The sequence below is a fragment of the Kribbella sp. NPDC004875 genome (assembly GCF_042873375.1).
Classification (GTDB): domain Bacteria; phylum Actinomycetota; class Actinomycetes; order Propionibacteriales; family Kribbellaceae; genus Kribbella.
In genome coordinates, this window is sequence record NZ_JBIALI010000004.1 from 217,614 (window position 1) to 235,805 (window position 18,192).

Sequence of the window (18,192 nt, forward strand, 5' to 3'; positions counted from 1 at the left end):
CACGACCGCCTCTCGCGGTACCGGGTCAGGCCTCTCGATCAGCCCTGGTTGTCCGGGATGTCGTCGTTCTGGCCGTCCAGGTTGTCGAGTCCGTCCTTGGCCTTGTCGACGCCGGTGTCGATCTTGTCGCCGTACTGCCCGCCGGTCTTCTCGTCGACGAAGTCACCGGCCTTGTCCAGGCCCTCGCCGACCTTGTCGCCGTGGCCGTCGACCAGGTCGGTGGCCTTGTCCTTCAGGCCTTCCGCGGCGTTCTTGATGTTGTCGAAGACACCCATGGTCAGATCTCCGCTCAGTTGCCGTAGCTGTTGTTGTCGCCGCTGTCGTTGTTGCCGCCGTCGTCGGACGAGCCGTAGCCGCCGTCCGACGAGCTCTCGTTGCCACCCTGGCCGTAGCCGGAGTCGCCACCCGAGTCACCGCCCTGGCTGTAGTCGTTGCCGCCACGCGAGTCGTCGTCCGAGCCGTAACTGCTGCCCGACTCTTCCCGGCCGTAGTCTCCACCGGACTCGTTGCCGGAGCGCTCCGAATCGCCACCCTGGCCGAAGTCGTTGCCCTGGCGCTCGTTGCCGCTGTCGCCGTCGTTGCCGCGGCTGTCGTAGCCCTCGTTGCCCTGGCCGAACGAGCTTTCGCCGCCGGATTCCCCTCCGCTGGAATCCGAGCCGAAGTCGTTGCCCTGGTCACCGGAGCCGTAACCGGAACGGTCCGACGATTCGCTGTCGTCGTAAGGATTGCTCATGCGATATCTCCCCGTGAGATATGAATGGATCGGCCGTGTCACGGCCGTGAGCCGGATGGCACCCGCCCTTTCCTACCGGAAGGTAGGTACCTGCGCAAGGACTCCGCTCCGGTGTTTCGCCCGCGTTCATCCACCGCGCCTCCCGCAGACCTCAACGGTCCTTGATCAATCCACGCAGGCGGTTGGTGGCGCGGAACTGCAGTTGCTTCACCGCGCCGTCCGTACGGTCCATCGCGGCCGCGGTCTCGCTGATCGACAGTCCGGTGAAGAACCGCAGCAGCAGGCATTCGCGCTGGTCGTCGGGCAGTCCGGCCATCGCGCCGCGCAGCGAGGCCTCGCTCACCGAGGCGAGTGCCACCTGCTCCGGTCCGGCCGACTCGTCGACCTGCGGGTCGACCTCGTCGGTGACGACCGCGAGCCGGCTCCAGCCGGACCGGTGATGGTCGATCACCACGTTCCGGGCGATGGTGACGAGCCACGCCGCGAAGTTCAGCCGCGCCCGTGGTTTGCCGATCGCGCGGAACGCCCGCAGGAACGTCTCGCTGGTCAGGTCCTCGGCCACACTGCGGGACGAGGTCTTGCTGTAGGTGTAGCGGTAGATCGACGGCAGGTACCGATCGTAGAGCCGGCCGAAGGCAGGCCCGTCGCCCGCTTGCGCGAGCCGGATCAGTGTGTCCTCGTCATCGTCTGTGTCGGTGGCGGTGTGCGTGTGTACAGACACATGTGTGGACATGTCTGGCTCATGCACCGCCCGGTGCGAAATGCTCCATGCGCTTCCCAAGCCCCGTTCTCAGTCAGCTACGCCGTGAACATCACAAAAAGATTACACAAGCTTGCGCACCGTGTCACGCCCCTACCGCTACGTACTCGAAAAACACCTGGCCACCACGATCCAATAGGCTGGAACGGCGGTTGATTGTTGCGCAAGGCAACTGTTTGGGAGGGTGCCGTGGACGACATCCGGCTGCGACCGGCCACGCCCGCCGACGACGAGTTCCTGTACGACCTGCACCGCCGTTCGCTCGGCGACGTGATCGAGGCGACCTGGGGCCCGTGGGACGACGCAGTGCAGCGCCGGTTCCACCAGGCCTGGTTCCACCCGGAGACGATCGAGATCGTGCTCGTCGGCGGCGAGCGTGCAGGCATGGTACAGGCCGCTGCGGCGACAGCGGACACGTTCTACATCTCCCGCCTCGAGATAGCTCCCGAGGTGCAGGGGCGAGGCGTCGGTACGGCGCTGTTGCACCTGCTCATGGATCGCGCGCGGCAGGCGGGTGCGTCCGTCGTGGAGTTGCACGTGTTGGGACTGAATCGGGCGCGGGAGTTGTACGAACGCCTTGGTTTCCAGGTGATCGCGGAGGAGCCGCCGAAACTGCGGATGCGGCGCGGGGGCTTGTGAGGGGGCGGCCGGAAGCTGCAGTGGTCGTGACCGGGGGGTGGGGGTCGGGCAAGATGGGCGCATGGATCTGTCTCTCGCCACGTCGTACGACGCCTCCCCGGAGGAAGTGTTCGCGATGATCACCGATGTCACGTTCCAGCGGCAGGTCTTCGAGCGGATGCGGGCGCAGTCGTACGACGTGGTCGTGGGGGACGACGGTGACGACCTGGCGGTGCGGTTCCACTGGCAGACGAGGGCAACCGAGGTACCGGTGGTGGCGCGGCGGTTCGTCGGCGCCACGCTGGAGCTTGCGCAGAGCAAGCGTTGGCACCGGGCCGACGTCAACGGTGCGCGTGAGGCGGACGTCGACGGTGAGCTGACCGGCGTACCGGTGAAGCTGATCGGTACGACGCGTATCGTGCCCTGCGACCACGGGACCGAGCAGGCGTTCGACCTGCAGGTGACGGCTTCCGTCCCGGTCGTCGGCAGCCGGCTCGAGCAGCTCGTCGCGGACGCCGTCCGCGCTCGCCTGGAGAAGAAGTTCGAGGTCGCCAGATCCTGGCTGGACGGCTCACTCTGATCCTGGCGTCCAGTCCCATCCGATGATCGCGGTCCGCATCAACTGTGCGGCCGTCGGCAGCCGGCTCTCGGCACTCCACAGCAACGAGAGCGTACGGCGGCACTCGGGATGGTCGACAGCGAGCCAGGCGACGGGGTAGTCGGGCACCATCCGGCGCGCGGTCTCCGGGTTGAAGCCGATGCCGAGGCCGGCCCGGATCAGTTCCTGGATCGCCCCGGCCTCGTCGCTCTCACAGACGATCCGCGGAGTCAGACCGCGCTCGGTGAACAGCCGGTCGAGCAAGCGTCGCTGCCACTGGCCCTTTCGCGCGGTGACGAACGGCTCATCCGCGAGCTCGTCGATGGTCACCGAGCCGCGGCCTGCCAGCGGATGGTCGAGCGGCGTCACCACCGACACGGCTTCGTCCAGCAGGACGGCCGATTCCAGGCCCGCGCTCGGCACCGGCTGGGACGCGATACAGAAGTCGACGTCCTGCGCACGCAACCGGCGGGCCATCTCCGTGGCCGGCATCTGCTGGAGCGCGAACTCGATGGCGGGATGCGTGCGCCGGAAGACGGCCAGCGGCTCGGTGAGGGCCAGGAAGTTCTCGGCCGCGAGCCGTACGGAGCCCGAGCCCTGTTCGGTCGCCTCGGCGACGGCCCGCCGCCCGGCGTCGAGTTCACCGAGAGCGCGCTCGACATAGCCGCGGAACAGCGCCCCGGCCGGGTTCAGGCGCAGGCGGTTCGCCCGGTCGAACAGCGGCGTACCGAGCTCGTTCTCGAGGCGGGCGATGGTGCGGCTGAGCGCGGGCTGGGCGACGTGCAGCTCGTCGGCGGCCCGGCTGAGGTGCTCGAGGCGTGCGACGACGGCGAACTGCCGGAGCATGGTGAGATCCACCGCGATCCTCTCGATGAAGCCGCTGGTTATGCCGGCTGAGTCATAACAGGATAGCGATATTGGTCTTGGACGCTCATAACTCTCGAATCATAGTGTCGCGGCGAGTCGAGAACCTTGAGTGAGGAGGCTGCCCGATGACCAGCGGGTGGGTACTGCGGGGCTTGGTCAGCGCGCACCTGGTGGCGATCTGTGGCCAGCCGGTGTTCGCCGGCGTCTATCTGAGTGGTGACTTCGACGGTCTGCGCTTGCACGCCGCCGGTGCGGACGTGACAACGTCGATCGGCTATCTGCAGGTGATCGTGGCGGTCGTGGTCTGGGTTCGGTTGCGGCAGGTCTGGCCGTTCGTCGCGTCGCTGGCGGTGGTCGCCGCCGAGACCGTGCAGTACTTCGCCGGTCGGGACGGCGCGTTGTGGCTGCACATCCCGCTGGGGGTGCTGACCGTGGCCGCGGTCGTCCTGCTGTTCGTGGCCGTCTGGCGCCACCCGCTCGAGCGCCGCGAACCTGAGGCCGAGGTCGAGATCGAGGCCGAGGTGGGTGTCGACCATGCGTGAACGAATGAGCCGACGGCAGGTGCTCGGGATCGGCGGAGCGCTCGGGGTCGTCGCGGCCGGCGGGTTGTCGAGTGCGGCGGCGCTGGCGCGGCGCCCGGCGCGGACGGGCGCCCTGCTGCGGAGCGACGTACCGCTGCCGCCGCCGTTCCGGGTGCCGTTGCCGGTGCCTGAGGTGCTGGCACCGGTGCAGGTCGTGGACGGAGTGGAGCGGTACGAGATCGTGCAGCGGGAGGTGACCACGGAGATCCTGCCCGGGCTGCGGACCGGGTTGTGGACGTATGGCGGGACGTTCCCCGGCCCGACGATCGAATCGCGCCGCGGGCAGGCGATCACGGTTGCCCACCGCAACGAGTTGCCGGTGCCGACGGTCGTCCACCTGCACGGCGGCCGGACACCACCGGCCTCCGACGGCTACCCGACCGACCTCGTCCTGCCGAGGGGCTGGACCCCGGAGCACACGGCACACGAGATGCCCGGGATGTCAGGCAGGCAGGGCATGCAGGGGATGCACGATCCACGGGCGACGACCACCGAGGTGACGCGGGAGTACACGTTCCCACTCGACCAGCGACCTACCTTGCTCTGGTACCACGATCACCGGATGGACTTCACCGCGCCGGCGATCTGGCGGGGACTGGCCGGAATGCACATCGTCCGCGACGAGGCCGAGGAGTCGTTGGGGCTGCCGGCCGGCTCGCGGGAGTTGCCGTTGATGATCGCCGACCGCGCGTTCGGTGCCGGCGGCTCGCTCAGCTATCCCGCTCTCGACCCCACGCTGCGATCCCGCCCAGGTGTGCAGGAGCGTTACCTGGCAGGTGTTCTGGGCGATGTGATCCTCGTCAACGGGGCGCCGTGGCCGGTGCACGAGGTGGACGCGGCACGGTACCGGCTACGGATCCTGAACGCGTCGAACGCCCGGCACTACGACCTGGAGGCGGTCCTCGACGACGGACGGCGGCTCGAGCTCGTCCAGATCGGCGCCGACCAGGGCCTGCTCCACGCCCCGGTCAGGCATCGCAATCTGCCGATCGCGCCGGCCGAGCGGTACGACGTGATCGCCGACTTCACCGCGGTTCCGGTGGGAAGCCGGGTGCGGATCGTGAATCGCGCGGGGACCGGGCGGACTCGCGACGTGATGGCGTTCGACGTCGTACGGAAGGCGGCGGACGCGAGCCGAATTCCGCCGGTGCTGTCCGAGGATCTTCCGCAGTGGCAGCGATCGGAGGCGGTGCGCGTGCGTGACTTCGCGTTCCGCGCCGGGCAGCTCGCGGACGGGCACGGATGGCTGATCGGTGGCCTGCCGTTCGCGCCGGACCGCACCGATGTCACCACCCGGCTGGGAGATGTGGAGATCTGGCGGTTGGTCGCCGATGTCCACCATCCGGTGCATCTGCACCTGGTGGGATTCCAGGTGTTGTCCCGGGGCGGCCACGCGCCGCTTCCGCACGACGCGGGCCTGAAGGACACGGTGTCGCTGCGCCCGGGGGAGTCCGCCGAGATCATCACCCGGTTCGACGGCTACCGCGGGCGATACCTGTTCCACTGCCACAACGCGGAGCACGAGGACATGGGGATGATGGCCAACCTCGAGATCGTCTGAGTGCCTACTCGCGCCAGCCGGTGAGGTCGACGGACTTGCCGGTGTCGACCCGGAAACCCAACCGGACGGTGGTTTCGGCGCCGGCGGCGAGGTCGAGTTTCCAGGTGACGACGCCCAGCTCGGTGGTCTCGGCCGGGTCCGGCTGGGTGGTGATCGGCCTGACGGTGATCTCGTGGTCGCGGGCCACCGGCAGCTGATCGAGGACCGTGATCCGCGCGGTGCGTGGGGTGTGGTTCTCGATTCGGGTCTCGTACTCGACCTGACGGCGCCGGGTCGAGCCGAGGGTTGCCTTCGTGGCTTCCCGACGTACCAGCTTGCGTTCGACGCGGATCCGGTCGTCGAGGCCGAGGGCGAGTTCGACGTCCTCGCCGGGGGCCCACAGCGGGAGCGCGGCCGAGCCGACGAAGTCCGCGTCGTGGAAGACCGCGGCGCGTCCGGCGGGCAGGGTGTGCGCGGACGAGTTCACGACGGTCGCGCGCAGGTGGACGTCGGTCGAGCGCACCGGGGCCGTCACGTAGTCGAGCTCTGCCTCGAGGTCGAGCGCTGCGATGGTGGCGCGGTGTGTCGCGCCGTCCGCGGGGACGGCGATCGGGCGCGGGGGTGTGTAGCTCGCCGCGGTGACGCCTTGCTCGACAACTGCTTCGGCGTTGGCGAACGCACGGTCGCGACGTGGCGTCGCCTGCATGCCCAAGCGCGGTCCGGCCGGAGCGGACTGCAGTGTCTCGGTCCCGTCCCAGGCGCCGGGTGCAGCGGCGGCGACCGGCACCGGCGGCTGGAAGCGGTCGAGAAACCACGGGTCGAGCTCGGGAACCTTCGCGGTGACGGTGGGCCGCGCGGTCGAGAGCGTGAGGTCGCATTCGGGCCAGTCCTCGCCGGTCTGCTGGGTGACGAGGCCGTACCAGTTCAGCGTGAGGCGGTCGCCGGCGAGACGAACGTCGTACGAGCTGGTCCAGCCGGCGGCGGGGACGACGTACGAGAGTTCGATCTCGACCTCGGACTCGGATTCCACCGCCAAGGCGATGGCGGCGGCGTGCCGGTCCGGGACGCGCTGCTTCGTGAGCCCGGTGAGCCGGCGCTCGACGGCCGCGAGCCGCTGGTCGGCATCGTGCCGCTGGGTGGCGAGCTCCCGGCGAGTCGCCCGTACGGCGGAGAGCCGGGCGGCGAGCGACTCGGTGAAGTCACCCAGCTCGGCGCCCGGTTCGCTCGACGCCAACGTCCGCGCGAAGCTCCCACCGGCGCGCCGGGCCAGCTGCGTGAGGAAGGCGTCGACCTGCGCTTGGACATCGTCGGCGTCGGCCAGTTCGGCGACCTGGTTCTGGGCTTCGAGGCGCTCGCGTTCGAGCTCGGCGACGGTTTCGTCAGGTGCCTGCGGGTGGTGCTGCGTCGCGACGTCCACACCGAGGACGGTCGCCGGACCACGGCCGGAGACGCGGACCGAGTCCTGCTCGAGGGACAGCGGGAGCGGTTCGACGTACACCGTCTGGTCCCCGGCCGGCACGGCGATCCGCCCGCGCCGGGTCACCCGCGCGCGGTCCGGGTACACAGTCACACCAACGATCGGCGCATCCACCACGAGTCGACTCATACAACGACAGTAGCCAGTCGCTCTAGCTGCCGGCGGTACTCCGCGAGATCGGTGACGGCCAGTCGGCAGACCAGGTGGCCGGCGCCGGCCATGACGTATCGCTGCAGGTACTCCGTCAGGTACGCCGGAGGTCCCGCGACGACCGCCTGGATCTTGCGGAGCTCGTCGAGCTCCATCCCGTAGCCGGCTCGTGCGTAGGCGCCCAACCGCTCCTCACCTTCTTCGATCGTGTCGGTCACGGCGACCGAGACGAACAGCGCCGAGTCGACGTGTCGCCCGGCTTCCGCGGCGACCTTCCGCACGGTCTGCACGCCGGCCGCGTAGTCCTGCGCGTCCGGCGGGTACGGCAGCCAACCGTCGTACAAACGTCCCGTCCTTTCGAGCGCCGCCGGGGTCGACCCGCCGAGCCAGACCGGCGGTCCGCCGGCCGTGTGCGGACGGATGGCCGGCGGTACGTCGTCCAGTCGCAGCAGCTCGCCGTGGAACGTCACCGGCTCATCGGCAGTCCAGAGTTGTCGCCACAACGCCACCGTCTCGTCGAGCCGCCTGAACCTCCGTCCCCACGGCACCTCCGACAACCGGTGCAAGGGTTCCCCGAACCGTCCGGGGAACCCCGCGCCGACGCCAACCACGAGCCGCCCACCGGACACCAGGTCGAGCGACGCCAGACTGTGCGCCGCGTTCACCGGGCGCCGCGTCACCGGCATCAATGTCGCCGTACCGACTGTCAATCGCTCGGTGGCGACCGCGGCCGCGGTGAGTGCCGTCAGCGCCTCGATCCGTGGTGTGAGCACCGAGTCGTTCGCCCATACCGAGTCGAACCCGAGCCCCTCGGCCAGCACCGCCAGCCGTACGAGGTCCCGCGGATCATCCCCGCCCGCCCAGTGCGCCTGTCCCGTCGGCAGCAGTACGCCGACCTTCGCGTCCACAGTCATACGCAGATCTTCGGGACGCGGTACCGGCGCGACAATTCCCGCCCGGGAATGAGCTCCTGCCACGGCCTTCCGGGATCCGGACTCGTCGTCCAGGAAGCGAATTTCGATCCTCGACCGTGTAGATCTGATCATGCGTCAATGGCTACAGAGCGTGTTGTCCGTCAACCGCTCGCGTGCGGCAGCGAACTGGGGAGGGGCTGCGGTGACAGAAGACGCGTTGGGACAGGAGTATCGCGCACGGCTGGCCGAGTTGCTCGGCGAGCCGATCATGGTGGACGACCCACTGCTGACGACCGCTCAGGCGGCGGTGCTGCTCGGGGTGTCGCCGAAGCGGGTGGTCGGACTGGTGCGCGCGGGGCGGTTGCCGGCCCGGTCGCGCACGCATCGCCGGCTGCTGCTCTCGGACGTCGTCCAGGTCGGCCTGGACCAGTGGATGTCCGTCGCGGAGGCAGGCGCCGAGCTCGGCCTCGGACAGACCGGGGTCCGGCGGTTGATCACCGCGGGCCTGTTGCATGCCTACGGCAAGGAGTTCCCGCTGCGGCACGAGGACGTGGTGGTGCTGGCGCGGTTGCGGCAGGGCTGGCTCCCGTTGTCGGTCGCCGCGCACAGCCTCGGCGTCGGCGTCGACGAGGTCCACCAGATGCTGCGCGACGGCACGCTCACCCACACCACCGACGTGGCACGTCCGGTGTACCGGCACGAGCTCGCCGCCCGCATCACGAGCCGGCGCACGGCGTCATACCCGGCGATCGCCCGTACGCCTGCCGACAGCGTTGGTTGACCGCCGTCCGGCCGCGGAGTTCATCGCGGTGTGGACTCGGCCATCTGGAGCAGGAAGCGCAGTGCGTCGTACGACGGGGAGTCCGGGGCCGCCGTGTACGCGACCAGGAACTGCTCGGGGTGGGTGTCGACGGTGAACTGCTGCACGTCGAGGGTGAGCTCGCCGGCGACCGGGTGCAGGTACGTCTTGGCCAGTTGCCGAGGGCCACGAACTTGATGGGTCGCCCACCAGACCCGGAAGTCGGCGTCGTGGACGCTGAGCTCACCGATCAACGAGTTCAGCGCCGGGTCGCCGGGTGTGCGGCCGGCCTCCATCCGCAGTACGGCGACGCACTCGCGGGCCGAGCGCGTCCAGTCGGCGTACAGCGAACGGAACGCCGGGTCGAGGAACGTGAGCCGGATCAGGTTCCGGTGCGCGGACGGCAGGGCCTCGAAGTCGGTGAGGAGCGCCGTGGCGCCGCGGTTCCAGGCGAGGACGTCCGTGGTGCGGCTGAGCACCATCGCGGGGACGTCGTGCATGGTGTCGAGCAACTGCCGGAGCTGCGGAGCCACCGCCGGGCGGGTGATGCGTTGGGTGGGGGCGACGTCAGCGACCGTGAAGAGATAGGCACGCTCGTCTTCGGCGAGCTGCAGCGCGTCGGCGAGTGCGTCCAGGACCGGACGCGACACGCGACGGGTGCGGCCCTGCTCGAGACGGACGATGTAGTCGATGCTGACGTGCGCGAGCTGAGCGAGCTCCTCACGGCGGAGTCCCGGCACCCGGCGGAGACGTCCGTCGTCCGGCAGTCCCACCTGCTGCGGTTCGAGGGCGGCGCGCCGCGAGCGGAGGAACTCGCCGAGTTCGTTCATGGCTCCAGTGTCTCCCAGGGACGGGAGCCGTGCCTGGTACTGGGTTGCCCAGGCAAAACCCTCCCTGGAACCGGGTTCGGCGCGCGCCGACTGTGGAGACATGACCGAACAACAGCAGAACGCCATCCAGCCCATCGATGTGAGCTTCGTCAGCGCCGGCCTGAAGCTCGCCGGGCACCTCTACACACCCCGGGTCGACGGACCCGCGCCGGCGGTCGTCGTCGGCCATCCCGGCACTGGAGTGAAGGAGCAGACCGCGGGTTTGTACGCCCGCCTGCTCGCCGAGCAGGGTTTCGTCACCCTCGCCTTCGACGCGGCGTACCAGGGAGCGAGCGAGGGCGAGCCGCGCGGGCTGGAGGATCCTGGACAGCGGATCGAGGACCTGAAGGCGGCGGTGTCGTTCCTGACGACCCGGTCCGAGGTTGATGCGGACCGGATCGGAGTTCTCGGCATCTGCGCGTCCGGCGGCTACAGCTTGGCCGCGGCCGGTACCGATCACAGGGTCAAGGCGGTGGCGACCGTGAGTGCCGCGGACATCGCCCGCCAGTTCCGGATGGGCGCCGACGGGACGCAGGATCCCGCCGTACTCCAGTCCATGCTCGACGCCTCCGCGGCAGCCCGTACGGCGGAAGCCCGGGACGGCGACGGCCAGTCCTTCGACCTGTTCCCGGCGACCGAGGACGTCGCCCGGCAAGGTGGTCAGCACGTCTTCGAAGGCTGGGAGTACTACTGCACACCGCGCGGCATGCACCCGCGCTCCGCGAAGACGCTGACGTGGTCGAGCATCGACCGCATCGTCACGTTCGACGCCTTCCGGGCAGTCGACCTGATCGCCCCGCGCCCCCTCCTCCTGATCGCCGGCTCGGCCGCCGTCACCTCCTGGATGAGCGTCGAAGCCTTCCAACGAGCCGTCGGCACCAAGGAACTCTTCTGGGTCGACGGTGCAACCCACGTCGACCTGTACGACAAGCCGGAGTACGTCACTCCCGCCGTATCGAAGCTGACCGACTTCTTCACCACGCACCTTGCGGCGGCTCAGTAGCCGTTCTCCTCGAGCCGGGTTGCGATGGGGGTGAGGTCGGCGGTGAGCTGGTCGACCTCGTGGGGGGTCAGGATTGCGTAGGCCGGCGCGGCGAGGGTGTCCGTGAGGGATTCGATCTGGTTCTTGAGGGCGCGACCGGCGGGGGTGAAACGGTCGGAGTCGTCGACCAGGCCGCGGGCGCGCAGGCCGTTCACGACGGTGGCCAGCTGGTCGTCCGTGAGCGGGCCGAGTCGTCCGTAGTCGCGCGGCTTCATGCCCCAGTCGATCGACTGGAACACGTGAGCTTCCTGCCCGTCGACACCTGCGGCGACGAGCGCGATCGTGTGGCCGTCGCCGCGGTGTTCGCGGAGCAGCGTCGCCGCGTGCCAGATCCGGGCGACCGGCTCGTCCGGAACCGGGATCGAGCGCAGACCGGCGTACAGGAGCCGGCCCGCTGCCGGCGCGTTGACAGCGACCTTGGTGGCGACGTCGGCGGCACGGGCGAGTTCGGGGGAGTCGGCCAGGTCACCGAGGATGCGGCGGAGGGCCTTGACGGCGCCCCGCTCGCGGGCGGCGAGCACCGCTTCGGGCGTGGTGACGTCCCAGACGCTCGGGATGCAGGCGGCGACCTCGCCGGGGGCGAAGTTGTAGAACAGCGCGTCGACGACCTCCGCCGGTGCCTTGCCCAGCGGCGCCGACCGCGCGGCGAAGTACCCCGGCCAGTAGCCCTCGAAGCCGAGCGCGTTGATTTCCTCCGTCGGCTCCTCGGACATGTAGGCGACCAGGTGGATCGGCTCCAGCAGTTGCCGGCAGAGGTGGCGCGCGATGGTGTCCATCCGAGTGCTCCTAGCGGTGACCCGACCGGTCCGGTGCCGGTCTCTCACCCTCGCTACGAACGGGGACGGCGCGTTTCGACATGGTAATTTATCTCGGTTGTCGAGTTGTTCGGAGGTGTCGTCGCGGTGGGCGAAACCGGTCGTCGCGATGAGCTGACCCGGCTGACGCAGGCGCTGGTCGCCGAGGGCCAGCGGATCGGTCACGCGTTCGGCCAGCGCAACGGCGTGCACTCGACCGATGTCGAGGCGCTGACCCGGATCCTGGTGGCCGGCCGCTCCGGTCATCCGCTGACGGCCGGTGAACTGGCCGCCGACCTGGGCCTCTCGACCGGCACGGTGACCAGCCTGATCGACCGGCTCGAGCGCGCCGGTCACGTACGGCGGGAGCGCGACACCACCGATCGGCGCCGGGTGATCCTGCACTACGGCGACTCCGGTCTCGAGCTGGCCGGGCGGTTCTTCGGCCCGCTGGGGGAGTTGCACGACAACGTCACGCGGCAGTTCAGCGACGCGGAGCTCGCGGTTGTCGAGCGCTATCTCGCGGCGACCCTGGAGGCCTTCCAGCGGTACCGCACCGATCTGGCCGACGAGGCCTGACCTTCGGACCCGGTGTGTCAGAGGGATTTCCCGCGGTCTAATATCTTGATGATCGAGATACTAGATTCTGGAGATTCTTGTGTTCCGAGCCAAAGCTCTGCCGTCCTCCCGCCTCGTCGCGGTGATCTTCGTCCTGCTCGGGCTGGCGGTGGCGGCGGTCGCCCTGCTGACCCCGAAGCCGGAGGCCGCGACGCCGCGTTCGGCGACCGGACTGTCGTCCTCGGTCGAGTCCGCGCAGGTGGAGCGCCTGCGTGACAAGCTGCCCGGCGCCGCTGACGAGACCTCGGCGTTGATCGTCTTCAACCGAGCCGACGGTGCGGCGCTCGACGCGGCCCAACAGGCCGGGATCCGGGAGCGGGCCACGGCGCTCGGCGTCCGGGTACCGGTTCAGGTGTCGGAGGAACGGACCGTCGCGCTGGCGATCCTGACGCTCCCGGCGGGCGACGACGATCAGACCAGCAAGCAGGTCGACAAGCTTCGCGGCGATCTCGAGGACCTGCCGTCCGGAGTGCAGGCCGCGGTGACCGGTCCGGCCGCGTTCACGACGGATCTGGTCCGGGTCTTCGACGGCGCGGACACCAACCTGATCATGGTGACGGCGATCGTGGTCGCGATCCTCCTGCTGATCACCTACCGCAGTCCGGGCCTCGTGCTCGTGCCGCTGGTCGTCGTCGGCCTCACCGAACAGACCACCACCGGTCTGTCCGAGCAGGTGCTCGCGAGGCTCGGTCTCCCCGGCGGCGGACAGGTGTCCGGCATCGCCAGCGTTCTCGTCTTCGGCGCGGCGACCGACTACGCGTTGCTGCTGATCGCCCGGTACCGCGAGCAACTCCGGCGCAACGACGACGCGCTGGTCGCACTCCAGACCGCCGTACGCCGGGTCGCGGAACCGATCCTCGCCAGCGGTGGAACGGTCATCGGCGCGCTTGCCCTGCTGTTGCTCGCGAGCACGGAAACCCTGCAGGGCATCGCGGTGTCCTGCATCATCGGGATCGCGTTCGCGATGATCTCCGGTCTGGTGGTGCTGCCGTCCGCACTGGCGTTGTTCGGGCGCCGGATCTTCTGGCCGTTCGTGCCGCGCGTCGGCGACCGCGCGTCCGAAGGAAAGCTCTGGGGACGTCTCGGTACGGCGGTCCTCAAGCGCCCCGCCCTGGTTCTGGTCGCGTCGCTGATCGTGCTGTCCGGACTCGCCATCGGGGGACTCGGGGCGCGCACCGGGCTGGCGCAGAACGAGCAGTTCCGCGTCGAGCCGGAAGCGGTCAAGGGCGCGAAGGTCCTGGCACAGGCGTTCCCGGCGGGCAGCACCGATCCGGTCGTGATCGTCGGGCCGGCCGCGGCTGCCGACGAGATCGCGCGCGTCGCGCGTTCGGTCGACGGCGTCGCCCAGGTGAACCCGGACCGGAAGAGCGACGACATCGTGTCGTACAACGTCGTCCTGTCGTCCGAGCCGGGGAGTGCGAAGTCGTTCGACTCCGTCCGCGGGCTGCGGAGTGCGCTGGATGTCGTCGACGGCGGGTCGGTGCTGGTGGGTGGCGGTCCGGCCGAGACCCTCGATGTGGACAAGGCCGATCAGCGCGATCGGTTGCTGATCATCCCGTTGATCCTGCTGCTGGTCGGTGCGGTGCTGGTCGCCGTACTGCGGTCCGTGCTCGCGCCGGTGTTGTTGCTGTTGACGGTGATCGCGTCGTTCTTCGCGAGCTTCGGTGCGAGTTGGCTGTTGTTCGACCATTTGTTGGGGTTCCCCGCGCTGGACGGCTCGGTGTTCCTGCTGTCCTTCCTGTTCCTGGTCGCGCTGGGCGTCGACTACAACATCTTCCTGACCACGCGGGCCCGCGAGGAGGCGGCCACGGCCGGGACCCGCGACGGGATGCTGACCGCGTTGCGTGTCACCGGAGGCGTCATCACGAGCGCCGGGCTGTTGCTCGCGGCCGTGTTCGCGGTGCTCGGTGTACTTCCGTTGATCACGTTGACGCAAGTGGGTGTGATCGTGTGCGTCGGCGTACTGCTCGACACGTTGCTCGTGCGGACCGTCGTCGTACCTGCCTTGGCTTTCCTGCTGGGAGACCGTTTCTGGTGGCCCGGACGGGCCGCTCGATCGGCTGCGTAACGCGGTCCGTGACTCCTCGTTGTAGTTCGGTCTGAGCAGTACGGGGCCTGACAGGAAGTTGAAACATGCGTCGCGGTCAAGCCGGAACGATGGTTGCCCAGTCGTACGACGCGCTGGTGAACGTTGTCTTCCTGGTAACCCCCGTCAGACTTGGCCGGCACCGACGAGTGCTCCTGGCGCACGCCATCGTCCAACGGCTCGACGGCGCTGCGCCGGTAGCGCTCTTCAGTGCCGCGATCCGCGCGGCGCTGGTGGCGCGCACCGTGCCGCGCTGGATGGGGATTCGAGGACTGCGGTTCTTCCCGGTCACCGATTCGCTGCAGCCGTTGCAGAGCGAGGTCGAGCTGTACCGGTCCGCGCCTGAGGTGCGAGCCGCGTGGGCGCTGCTGCACAGGTCAGGACTTGAGGACGGTGCATTGACCGGCGTACTGCGTGATGCCGGGATCGCCGCGCCGGAGAACGTGCTCGCGGCGGCTCGGCAGATCGCGGTTCCGGCCGATCAGATCTTCGACCCGTGCGCGGTGAAACTGGCGCCGGAGTGGAATCGGCGGACGCGACGGCAGTTCGCTCTGCTGGCGATCCCGGCCGTGCTCGCGGTGCTCGGTCTGCTCACGGCCGGACTGATCTGGCAGCTGACCGACGACTCCGAGAAGCAGCAGCAGGCGGCGAGCATCGGCGTAGCGGACCCGCACGGTTCGTCACGTCAGGCCGCATTCACCGCAGCGGCCGCCGCCGACGAGTGGCGCCGTACCTCCAAACTCGACTTCAGCGCCTGGCCGGCCCGCGGCGAACTCCTGCAGGACAAGGGATTGCAGGCACGGATGTGGCGCGCCTGGCAGAACCAGGCGCAGATCGACGCGGCCCAAGGTACTTCGACGGTGCCGCCGACGAACCCGCCTTCGTTGCTGTACGCCGGCAACGTCGACGGATCGCTCGTCGTCGTGGTGTACGACGGTCAGCGGGTCGGCCGGTATACCGAGGCCGGTGGCCGAGGGAGTCTGCGCCTGGACCGGGTCGACTCGGCCGATCTGATGACGTCGGCGGCGCTCGTCGTGAGTCGAGGTCCGCAGGGTCGGCGGTATCTTGTCGCGCCGTGGATCGCCGGCTCGGCGGTGCGCGATCTCGCCGTACGGGATGCGGTTTCGCGTCCGCTCGCGGTGACGAACGGGCTGACCGCTCCGGTTCCCGCGGGCGGCGCCGGCTGCCGGAGCCGGTTCGTGCTCGAGTTGCGCAGTTCGCCGGCGGTGGCCGAGAAGCATGCGTTCGTGCTGGCGGACCTGGACGCCTTCGTGCCGACGCACCTCACGTACATGCCGGCGCCGACCGCCGAGGCGGCGCGCCCGCCGCGCGAGGTGCTGAGCACCGACGCCCGCAGCTCCTGGGCCTTGCACGCGTGCGGTTTGGATGCCTGGCGCAACAGTTCGGCCCGGCTCATCAACAGCTGGACCTTCGCGGAACAGACGCTGCCGACCGGGGGCTCGGCTCGATGGACCTGCTTACGACTGGACACGTGGACCGGCGGCGGGCAGGCCAGCGTTCGGCTCGAGCCTCCAACCGGCGCGGCACTTCCCGTGTCGGCGGCCGTGAACACCAGTGCCTGCAGCCGGTTCTCCCAGAACCTTGTCGCCGCGACGCTCTGGCGCGCGCCGAACCGTGCCTCCTACCTCCTGGCCGCGGGCAGCCGTCGTGTCTCGCACATCACCGTCCGAGACAACCGCGGTGCCCGCACGTACGGCACTCCGGTTGCGATCCCGTTCACCGCAGGCACCGCGGTCACGAACATCGTCGGCAAGGAAACCACCGGCAAGACCATCCCTGGCATGATCAACCCGGCCCTCACTCGCTCCCGCCGCTGACCAGGTGCCGGGACCAGCCCGACGAGCTGGCGAGCGTGCAAGCCAAGCAGGTGAGGGCGACGATCGCCAGCATGGTCGGTAAGCCGAACCAATGGCCGAGGAACGCGAGAGCTGCCGGGAGCAAGAACCCGACGTACGCGAGGGCGTAGTAGACGCCGGTCAGGCCGCTGAGCTCGCCGGGCCGCGCCATCCGCTGGACCTCGAGCAGACCTGAGACGACCGCGATCCCGTACGCCGCTCCGAGGACCAGCGCGACCGGTACGGCGAGCCAGGGCCGGGCGACCACCGCGGTCAGGGCCGCCAACGCCATCCCGACAGTCATCAACGCCATCGAGACCACGACAGCGCGAGCGGTGGAACGGTCGTCGAGCCGGCGAGCGATCGGCTGGACGAGCACGCCCGTGGCGAGCGTGGCGACGGTCAGGCCGGACGTGAAGAGCAACGCCCACCTGCCCAAGGAGGCGTCGACGACCTGCGGGACGATCGCGTACGCAACGCCGGCCGAGCCGAAGATCCACGGCGCCATCGGCAGTACGACGTGCAGGAACCGGCGGTGCGCGACACCGGGCACCCGGAGCCGGTCGAGCAGCCGGACGTCCTTGCCGGACTCGTGTCGTGTCTCGACCGATGAGGTGAGCACGAGCCAGAGCGCGGGCAGGCAGAGCGCGAGGTGCACGACGTACGGCCAGACGAGGGCGGGGGAGGTCCATTCGGCGAGCAGGCCCGCCGACGCCGGCCCGGCGGCGAAGCCGGTGGTGAGCAGGATCGCGGATCGACGTGCGCCTGCTCCCGGGGCCGCGTACGCCGACAGTTCGGTCACCCAGGCGGTTCCGACGGCCATCGCGATGCCGACGGCGATGCCGGACAGTGCGCGACCGGCGAACAATGCGGGGTAGCCGGCGATGTCGCCCAACGCGAGCAGGGCGCTGCCGACGAAGGAGGACGCGAGTCCCACGAGCATCAGCGGGCGGCGGCCGAAGTGATCGGACAGACCCGAGGCGATGAGCAGGCCGGGCACGAGACCTACGACATACGCGCCGAGGAAGACGTCGACGTCGAGCTGGGAGAACCCGCCGTGCCGGCGATAGACGATGAGCAGTGGCGTGAATTGGTTACCGCCCCACCCGATCACGAGCATCGCGAGGCCGACCGGCCACCAGGCGCGTTCCGATGTGCGAGCCGCCGGGATGGCCCGCACCCGGACGTCAGAAGTCACCTGGCGCCACCCAGGAACGCCGCGTGGGTCGCAGTGAGGTGAGCCGTCAACGACGTGTCGAAGCCGTCCGGATCACCCCGCTCGATGAACTCGGCCAGTCGACGATGCTCGGCGACCAAGGTGGTCAGGTGCTCGGTGCGGGCGCCGATCGAACTCAGCGCCATCCGGCGCTGCCGATCCGTCAGCGTCGAGTAGAACCGCAGCGAGAGCGCGTTGCCACTGGCCGCGACGATCGCGCTGTGGAACTGCTCGTCGGCCACCACGAAGCCCTGGACGTCGCCCGCGTCCGCGAGCTCCTGCTGGGTCGCGAGCAATCGGACCAGCGTGGCCCGCAGATCCCCGTTGCCGGTTGCCGCGAGCCGGCGTACGGCGGCGGTCTCGAGGGCTCGCCGTACCTCCAGGACATCGGTGGCCTCGCCGGGCTCGACCGGGACCACGACCGCGCCGCGCCGGGGCACGAGTCGCAGCAGTCCCTCGGCCTGCAGCCTCAGGAACGCCTCGTGGACGGGCGTCCGGCTGATTCCGAGCGGGGCGCCGACCTCGACCTCGCTCAGCAAGTCGCCACCGCGGACGGTGCCGGTGAGGATGCCGTCCTTCAGGGACAGGTACGCGCGCTCGGCAGCGGGAAGCTCGGTCACGAACGCCAAGCATACAACCTTGCATGCAAGAGGATGTGAGGACGCTGAGAGCCG

At 69.5% G+C, this 18,192-nt stretch carries 19 protein-coding genes; 9 read left to right on the forward strand and 10 right to left on the reverse strand.

From position 1 onward, the window contains the following. Positions 1 to 38: 38 nt before the first annotated feature. The 3 genes from ACFYRH_RS23335 to ACFYRH_RS23345 all read right to left on the reverse strand — a co-directional run bounded on the left by ACFYRH_RS23335 (position 39) and on the right by ACFYRH_RS23345 (position 1,466). Positions 39 to 275: an antitoxin gene (locus tag ACFYRH_RS23335; protein WP_387778889.1), complete on the reverse strand. Its 237-nt coding sequence runs from the start codon at positions 273 to 275 to the stop codon at positions 39 to 41. A 14-nt stretch (positions 276 to 289) separates the two neighbouring features. Next, on the reverse strand, positions 290 to 733 hold the full coding sequence (locus ACFYRH_RS23340) for a hypothetical protein (RefSeq protein WP_387778891.1): 444 nt from the start codon (positions 731 to 733) through the stop codon (positions 290 to 292). Between the two features lie 151 nt (positions 734 to 884). Beyond that, positions 885 to 1,466, reverse strand: coding sequence for an RNA polymerase sigma factor (locus ACFYRH_RS23345; protein WP_387778894.1), 582 nt, complete (start codon positions 1,464 to 1,466; stop codon positions 885 to 887). Positions 1,467 to 1,682: 216 nt separating this feature from the next. Here ACFYRH_RS23345 and ACFYRH_RS23350 point away from each other — a divergent pair, with 216 nt between their 5' ends. Together ACFYRH_RS23350 and ACFYRH_RS23355 are read left to right on the forward strand one after the other, a co-directional pair. Then, on the forward strand, positions 1,683 to 2,132 hold the full coding sequence (locus ACFYRH_RS23350) for a GNAT family N-acetyltransferase (protein WP_387778897.1): 450 nt from the start codon (positions 1,683 to 1,685) through the stop codon (positions 2,130 to 2,132). 61 nt (positions 2,133 to 2,193) lie between these two features. Further along, positions 2,194 to 2,691, forward strand: coding sequence for a DUF2505 domain-containing protein (locus tag ACFYRH_RS23355; RefSeq protein WP_387778900.1), 498 nt, complete (start codon positions 2,194 to 2,196; stop codon positions 2,689 to 2,691). Here the strand turns inward: ACFYRH_RS23355 and ACFYRH_RS23360 are convergent. Next, positions 2,683 to 3,567 (reverse strand): LysR family transcriptional regulator, encoded by an 885-nt coding sequence (locus tag ACFYRH_RS23360; RefSeq protein WP_387778903.1) that lies wholly within the window; start codon positions 3,565 to 3,567, stop codon positions 2,683 to 2,685. The genes ACFYRH_RS23355 and ACFYRH_RS23360 overlap by 9 nt on opposite strands. A gap of 134 nt (positions 3,568 to 3,701) precedes the next feature. Here ACFYRH_RS23360 and ACFYRH_RS23365 point away from each other — a divergent pair, with 134 nt between their 5' ends. Together ACFYRH_RS23365 and ACFYRH_RS23370 are read left to right on the forward strand one after the other, a co-directional pair. Further along, positions 3,702 to 4,118, forward strand: a complete 417-nt coding sequence (locus ACFYRH_RS23365) for a hypothetical protein (RefSeq protein WP_387778906.1) — start codon at positions 3,702 to 3,704, stop codon at positions 4,116 to 4,118. After that, complete coding sequence (locus ACFYRH_RS23370) at positions 4,111 to 5,718, forward strand: multicopper oxidase family protein (RefSeq protein WP_387778909.1); 1,608 nt, start codon at positions 4,111 to 4,113, stop codon at positions 5,716 to 5,718. Before ACFYRH_RS23365 ends, ACFYRH_RS23370 begins: the two co-directional genes overlap by 8 nt. A gap of 4 nt (positions 5,719 to 5,722) precedes the next feature. Here ACFYRH_RS23370 and ACFYRH_RS23375 read toward each other — a convergent pair whose 3' ends face one another. Next, positions 5,723 to 7,303, reverse strand: coding sequence for a mucoidy inhibitor MuiA family protein (locus tag ACFYRH_RS23375; protein ID WP_387778912.1), 1,581 nt, complete (start codon positions 7,301 to 7,303; stop codon positions 5,723 to 5,725). Continuing rightward, on the reverse strand, positions 7,300 to 8,238 hold the full coding sequence (locus tag ACFYRH_RS23380; protein WP_387778915.1) for an LLM class flavin-dependent oxidoreductase: 939 nt from the start codon (positions 8,236 to 8,238) through the stop codon (positions 7,300 to 7,302). Before ACFYRH_RS23380 ends, ACFYRH_RS23375 begins: the two co-directional genes overlap by 4 nt. A gap of 202 nt (positions 8,239 to 8,440) precedes the next feature. On the opposite strand from ACFYRH_RS23380, the gene ACFYRH_RS23385 reads away from it, so the two are divergent. After that, positions 8,441 to 9,019, forward strand: a complete 579-nt coding sequence (locus tag ACFYRH_RS23385; RefSeq protein WP_387778918.1) for a helix-turn-helix domain-containing protein — start codon at positions 8,441 to 8,443, stop codon at positions 9,017 to 9,019. Between the two features lie 20 nt (positions 9,020 to 9,039). On the opposite strand, the gene ACFYRH_RS23390 is transcribed toward ACFYRH_RS23385, so the two are convergent. Continuing rightward, a complete protein-coding gene (locus ACFYRH_RS23390; RefSeq protein WP_387778921.1) occupies positions 9,040 to 9,867 on the reverse strand; it encodes a helix-turn-helix transcriptional regulator in 828 nt (275 codons plus the stop codon). 100 nt (positions 9,868 to 9,967) lie between these two features. On the opposite strand from ACFYRH_RS23390, the gene ACFYRH_RS23395 reads away from it, so the two are divergent. Further along, positions 9,968 to 10,909, forward strand: a complete 942-nt coding sequence (locus ACFYRH_RS23395; RefSeq protein WP_387778924.1) for an alpha/beta hydrolase — start codon at positions 9,968 to 9,970, stop codon at positions 10,907 to 10,909. On the opposite strand, the gene ACFYRH_RS23400 is transcribed toward ACFYRH_RS23395, so the two are convergent. Further along, entirely contained in the window at positions 10,903 to 11,724 is an 822-nt protein-coding gene (locus ACFYRH_RS23400) for a MarR family transcriptional regulator (RefSeq protein ID WP_387778927.1), read from the reverse strand. The genes ACFYRH_RS23395 and ACFYRH_RS23400 overlap by 7 nt on opposite strands. 126 nt (positions 11,725 to 11,850) lie before the next feature. Between ACFYRH_RS23400 and ACFYRH_RS23405 the strand changes: the two genes are divergently transcribed. The 3 genes from ACFYRH_RS23405 to ACFYRH_RS23415 all read left to right on the forward strand — a co-directional run bounded on the left by ACFYRH_RS23405 (position 11,851) and on the right by ACFYRH_RS23415 (position 16,284). Beyond that, complete coding sequence (locus tag ACFYRH_RS23405) at positions 11,851 to 12,321, forward strand: MarR family winged helix-turn-helix transcriptional regulator (protein ID WP_387778930.1); 471 nt, start codon at positions 11,851 to 11,853, stop codon at positions 12,319 to 12,321. A gap of 79 nt (positions 12,322 to 12,400) precedes the next feature. Next, positions 12,401 to 14,428, forward strand: coding sequence for an MMPL family transporter (locus ACFYRH_RS23410; RefSeq protein WP_387778933.1), 2,028 nt, complete (start codon positions 12,401 to 12,403; stop codon positions 14,426 to 14,428). 65 nt (positions 14,429 to 14,493) lie between these two features. Next, on the forward strand, positions 14,494 to 16,284 hold the full coding sequence (locus tag ACFYRH_RS23415) for a hypothetical protein (RefSeq protein WP_387778935.1): 1,791 nt from the start codon (positions 14,494 to 14,496) through the stop codon (positions 16,282 to 16,284). Here the strand turns inward: ACFYRH_RS23415 and ACFYRH_RS23420 are convergent. Next, complete coding sequence (locus tag ACFYRH_RS23420; RefSeq protein ID WP_387778938.1) at positions 16,265 to 17,500, reverse strand: MFS transporter; 1,236 nt, start codon at positions 17,498 to 17,500, stop codon at positions 16,265 to 16,267. The genes ACFYRH_RS23415 and ACFYRH_RS23420 overlap by 20 nt on opposite strands. Then, positions 17,497 to 18,138 carry a GntR family transcriptional regulator gene (locus ACFYRH_RS23425; RefSeq protein WP_387778941.1) on the reverse strand — a complete coding sequence of 214 codons (642 nt, stop codon included), beginning with the start codon at positions 18,136 to 18,138 and terminating at the stop codon, positions 17,497 to 17,499. Before ACFYRH_RS23425 ends, ACFYRH_RS23420 begins: the two co-directional genes overlap by 4 nt. Positions 18,139 to 18,192 lie beyond the last annotated feature (54 nt).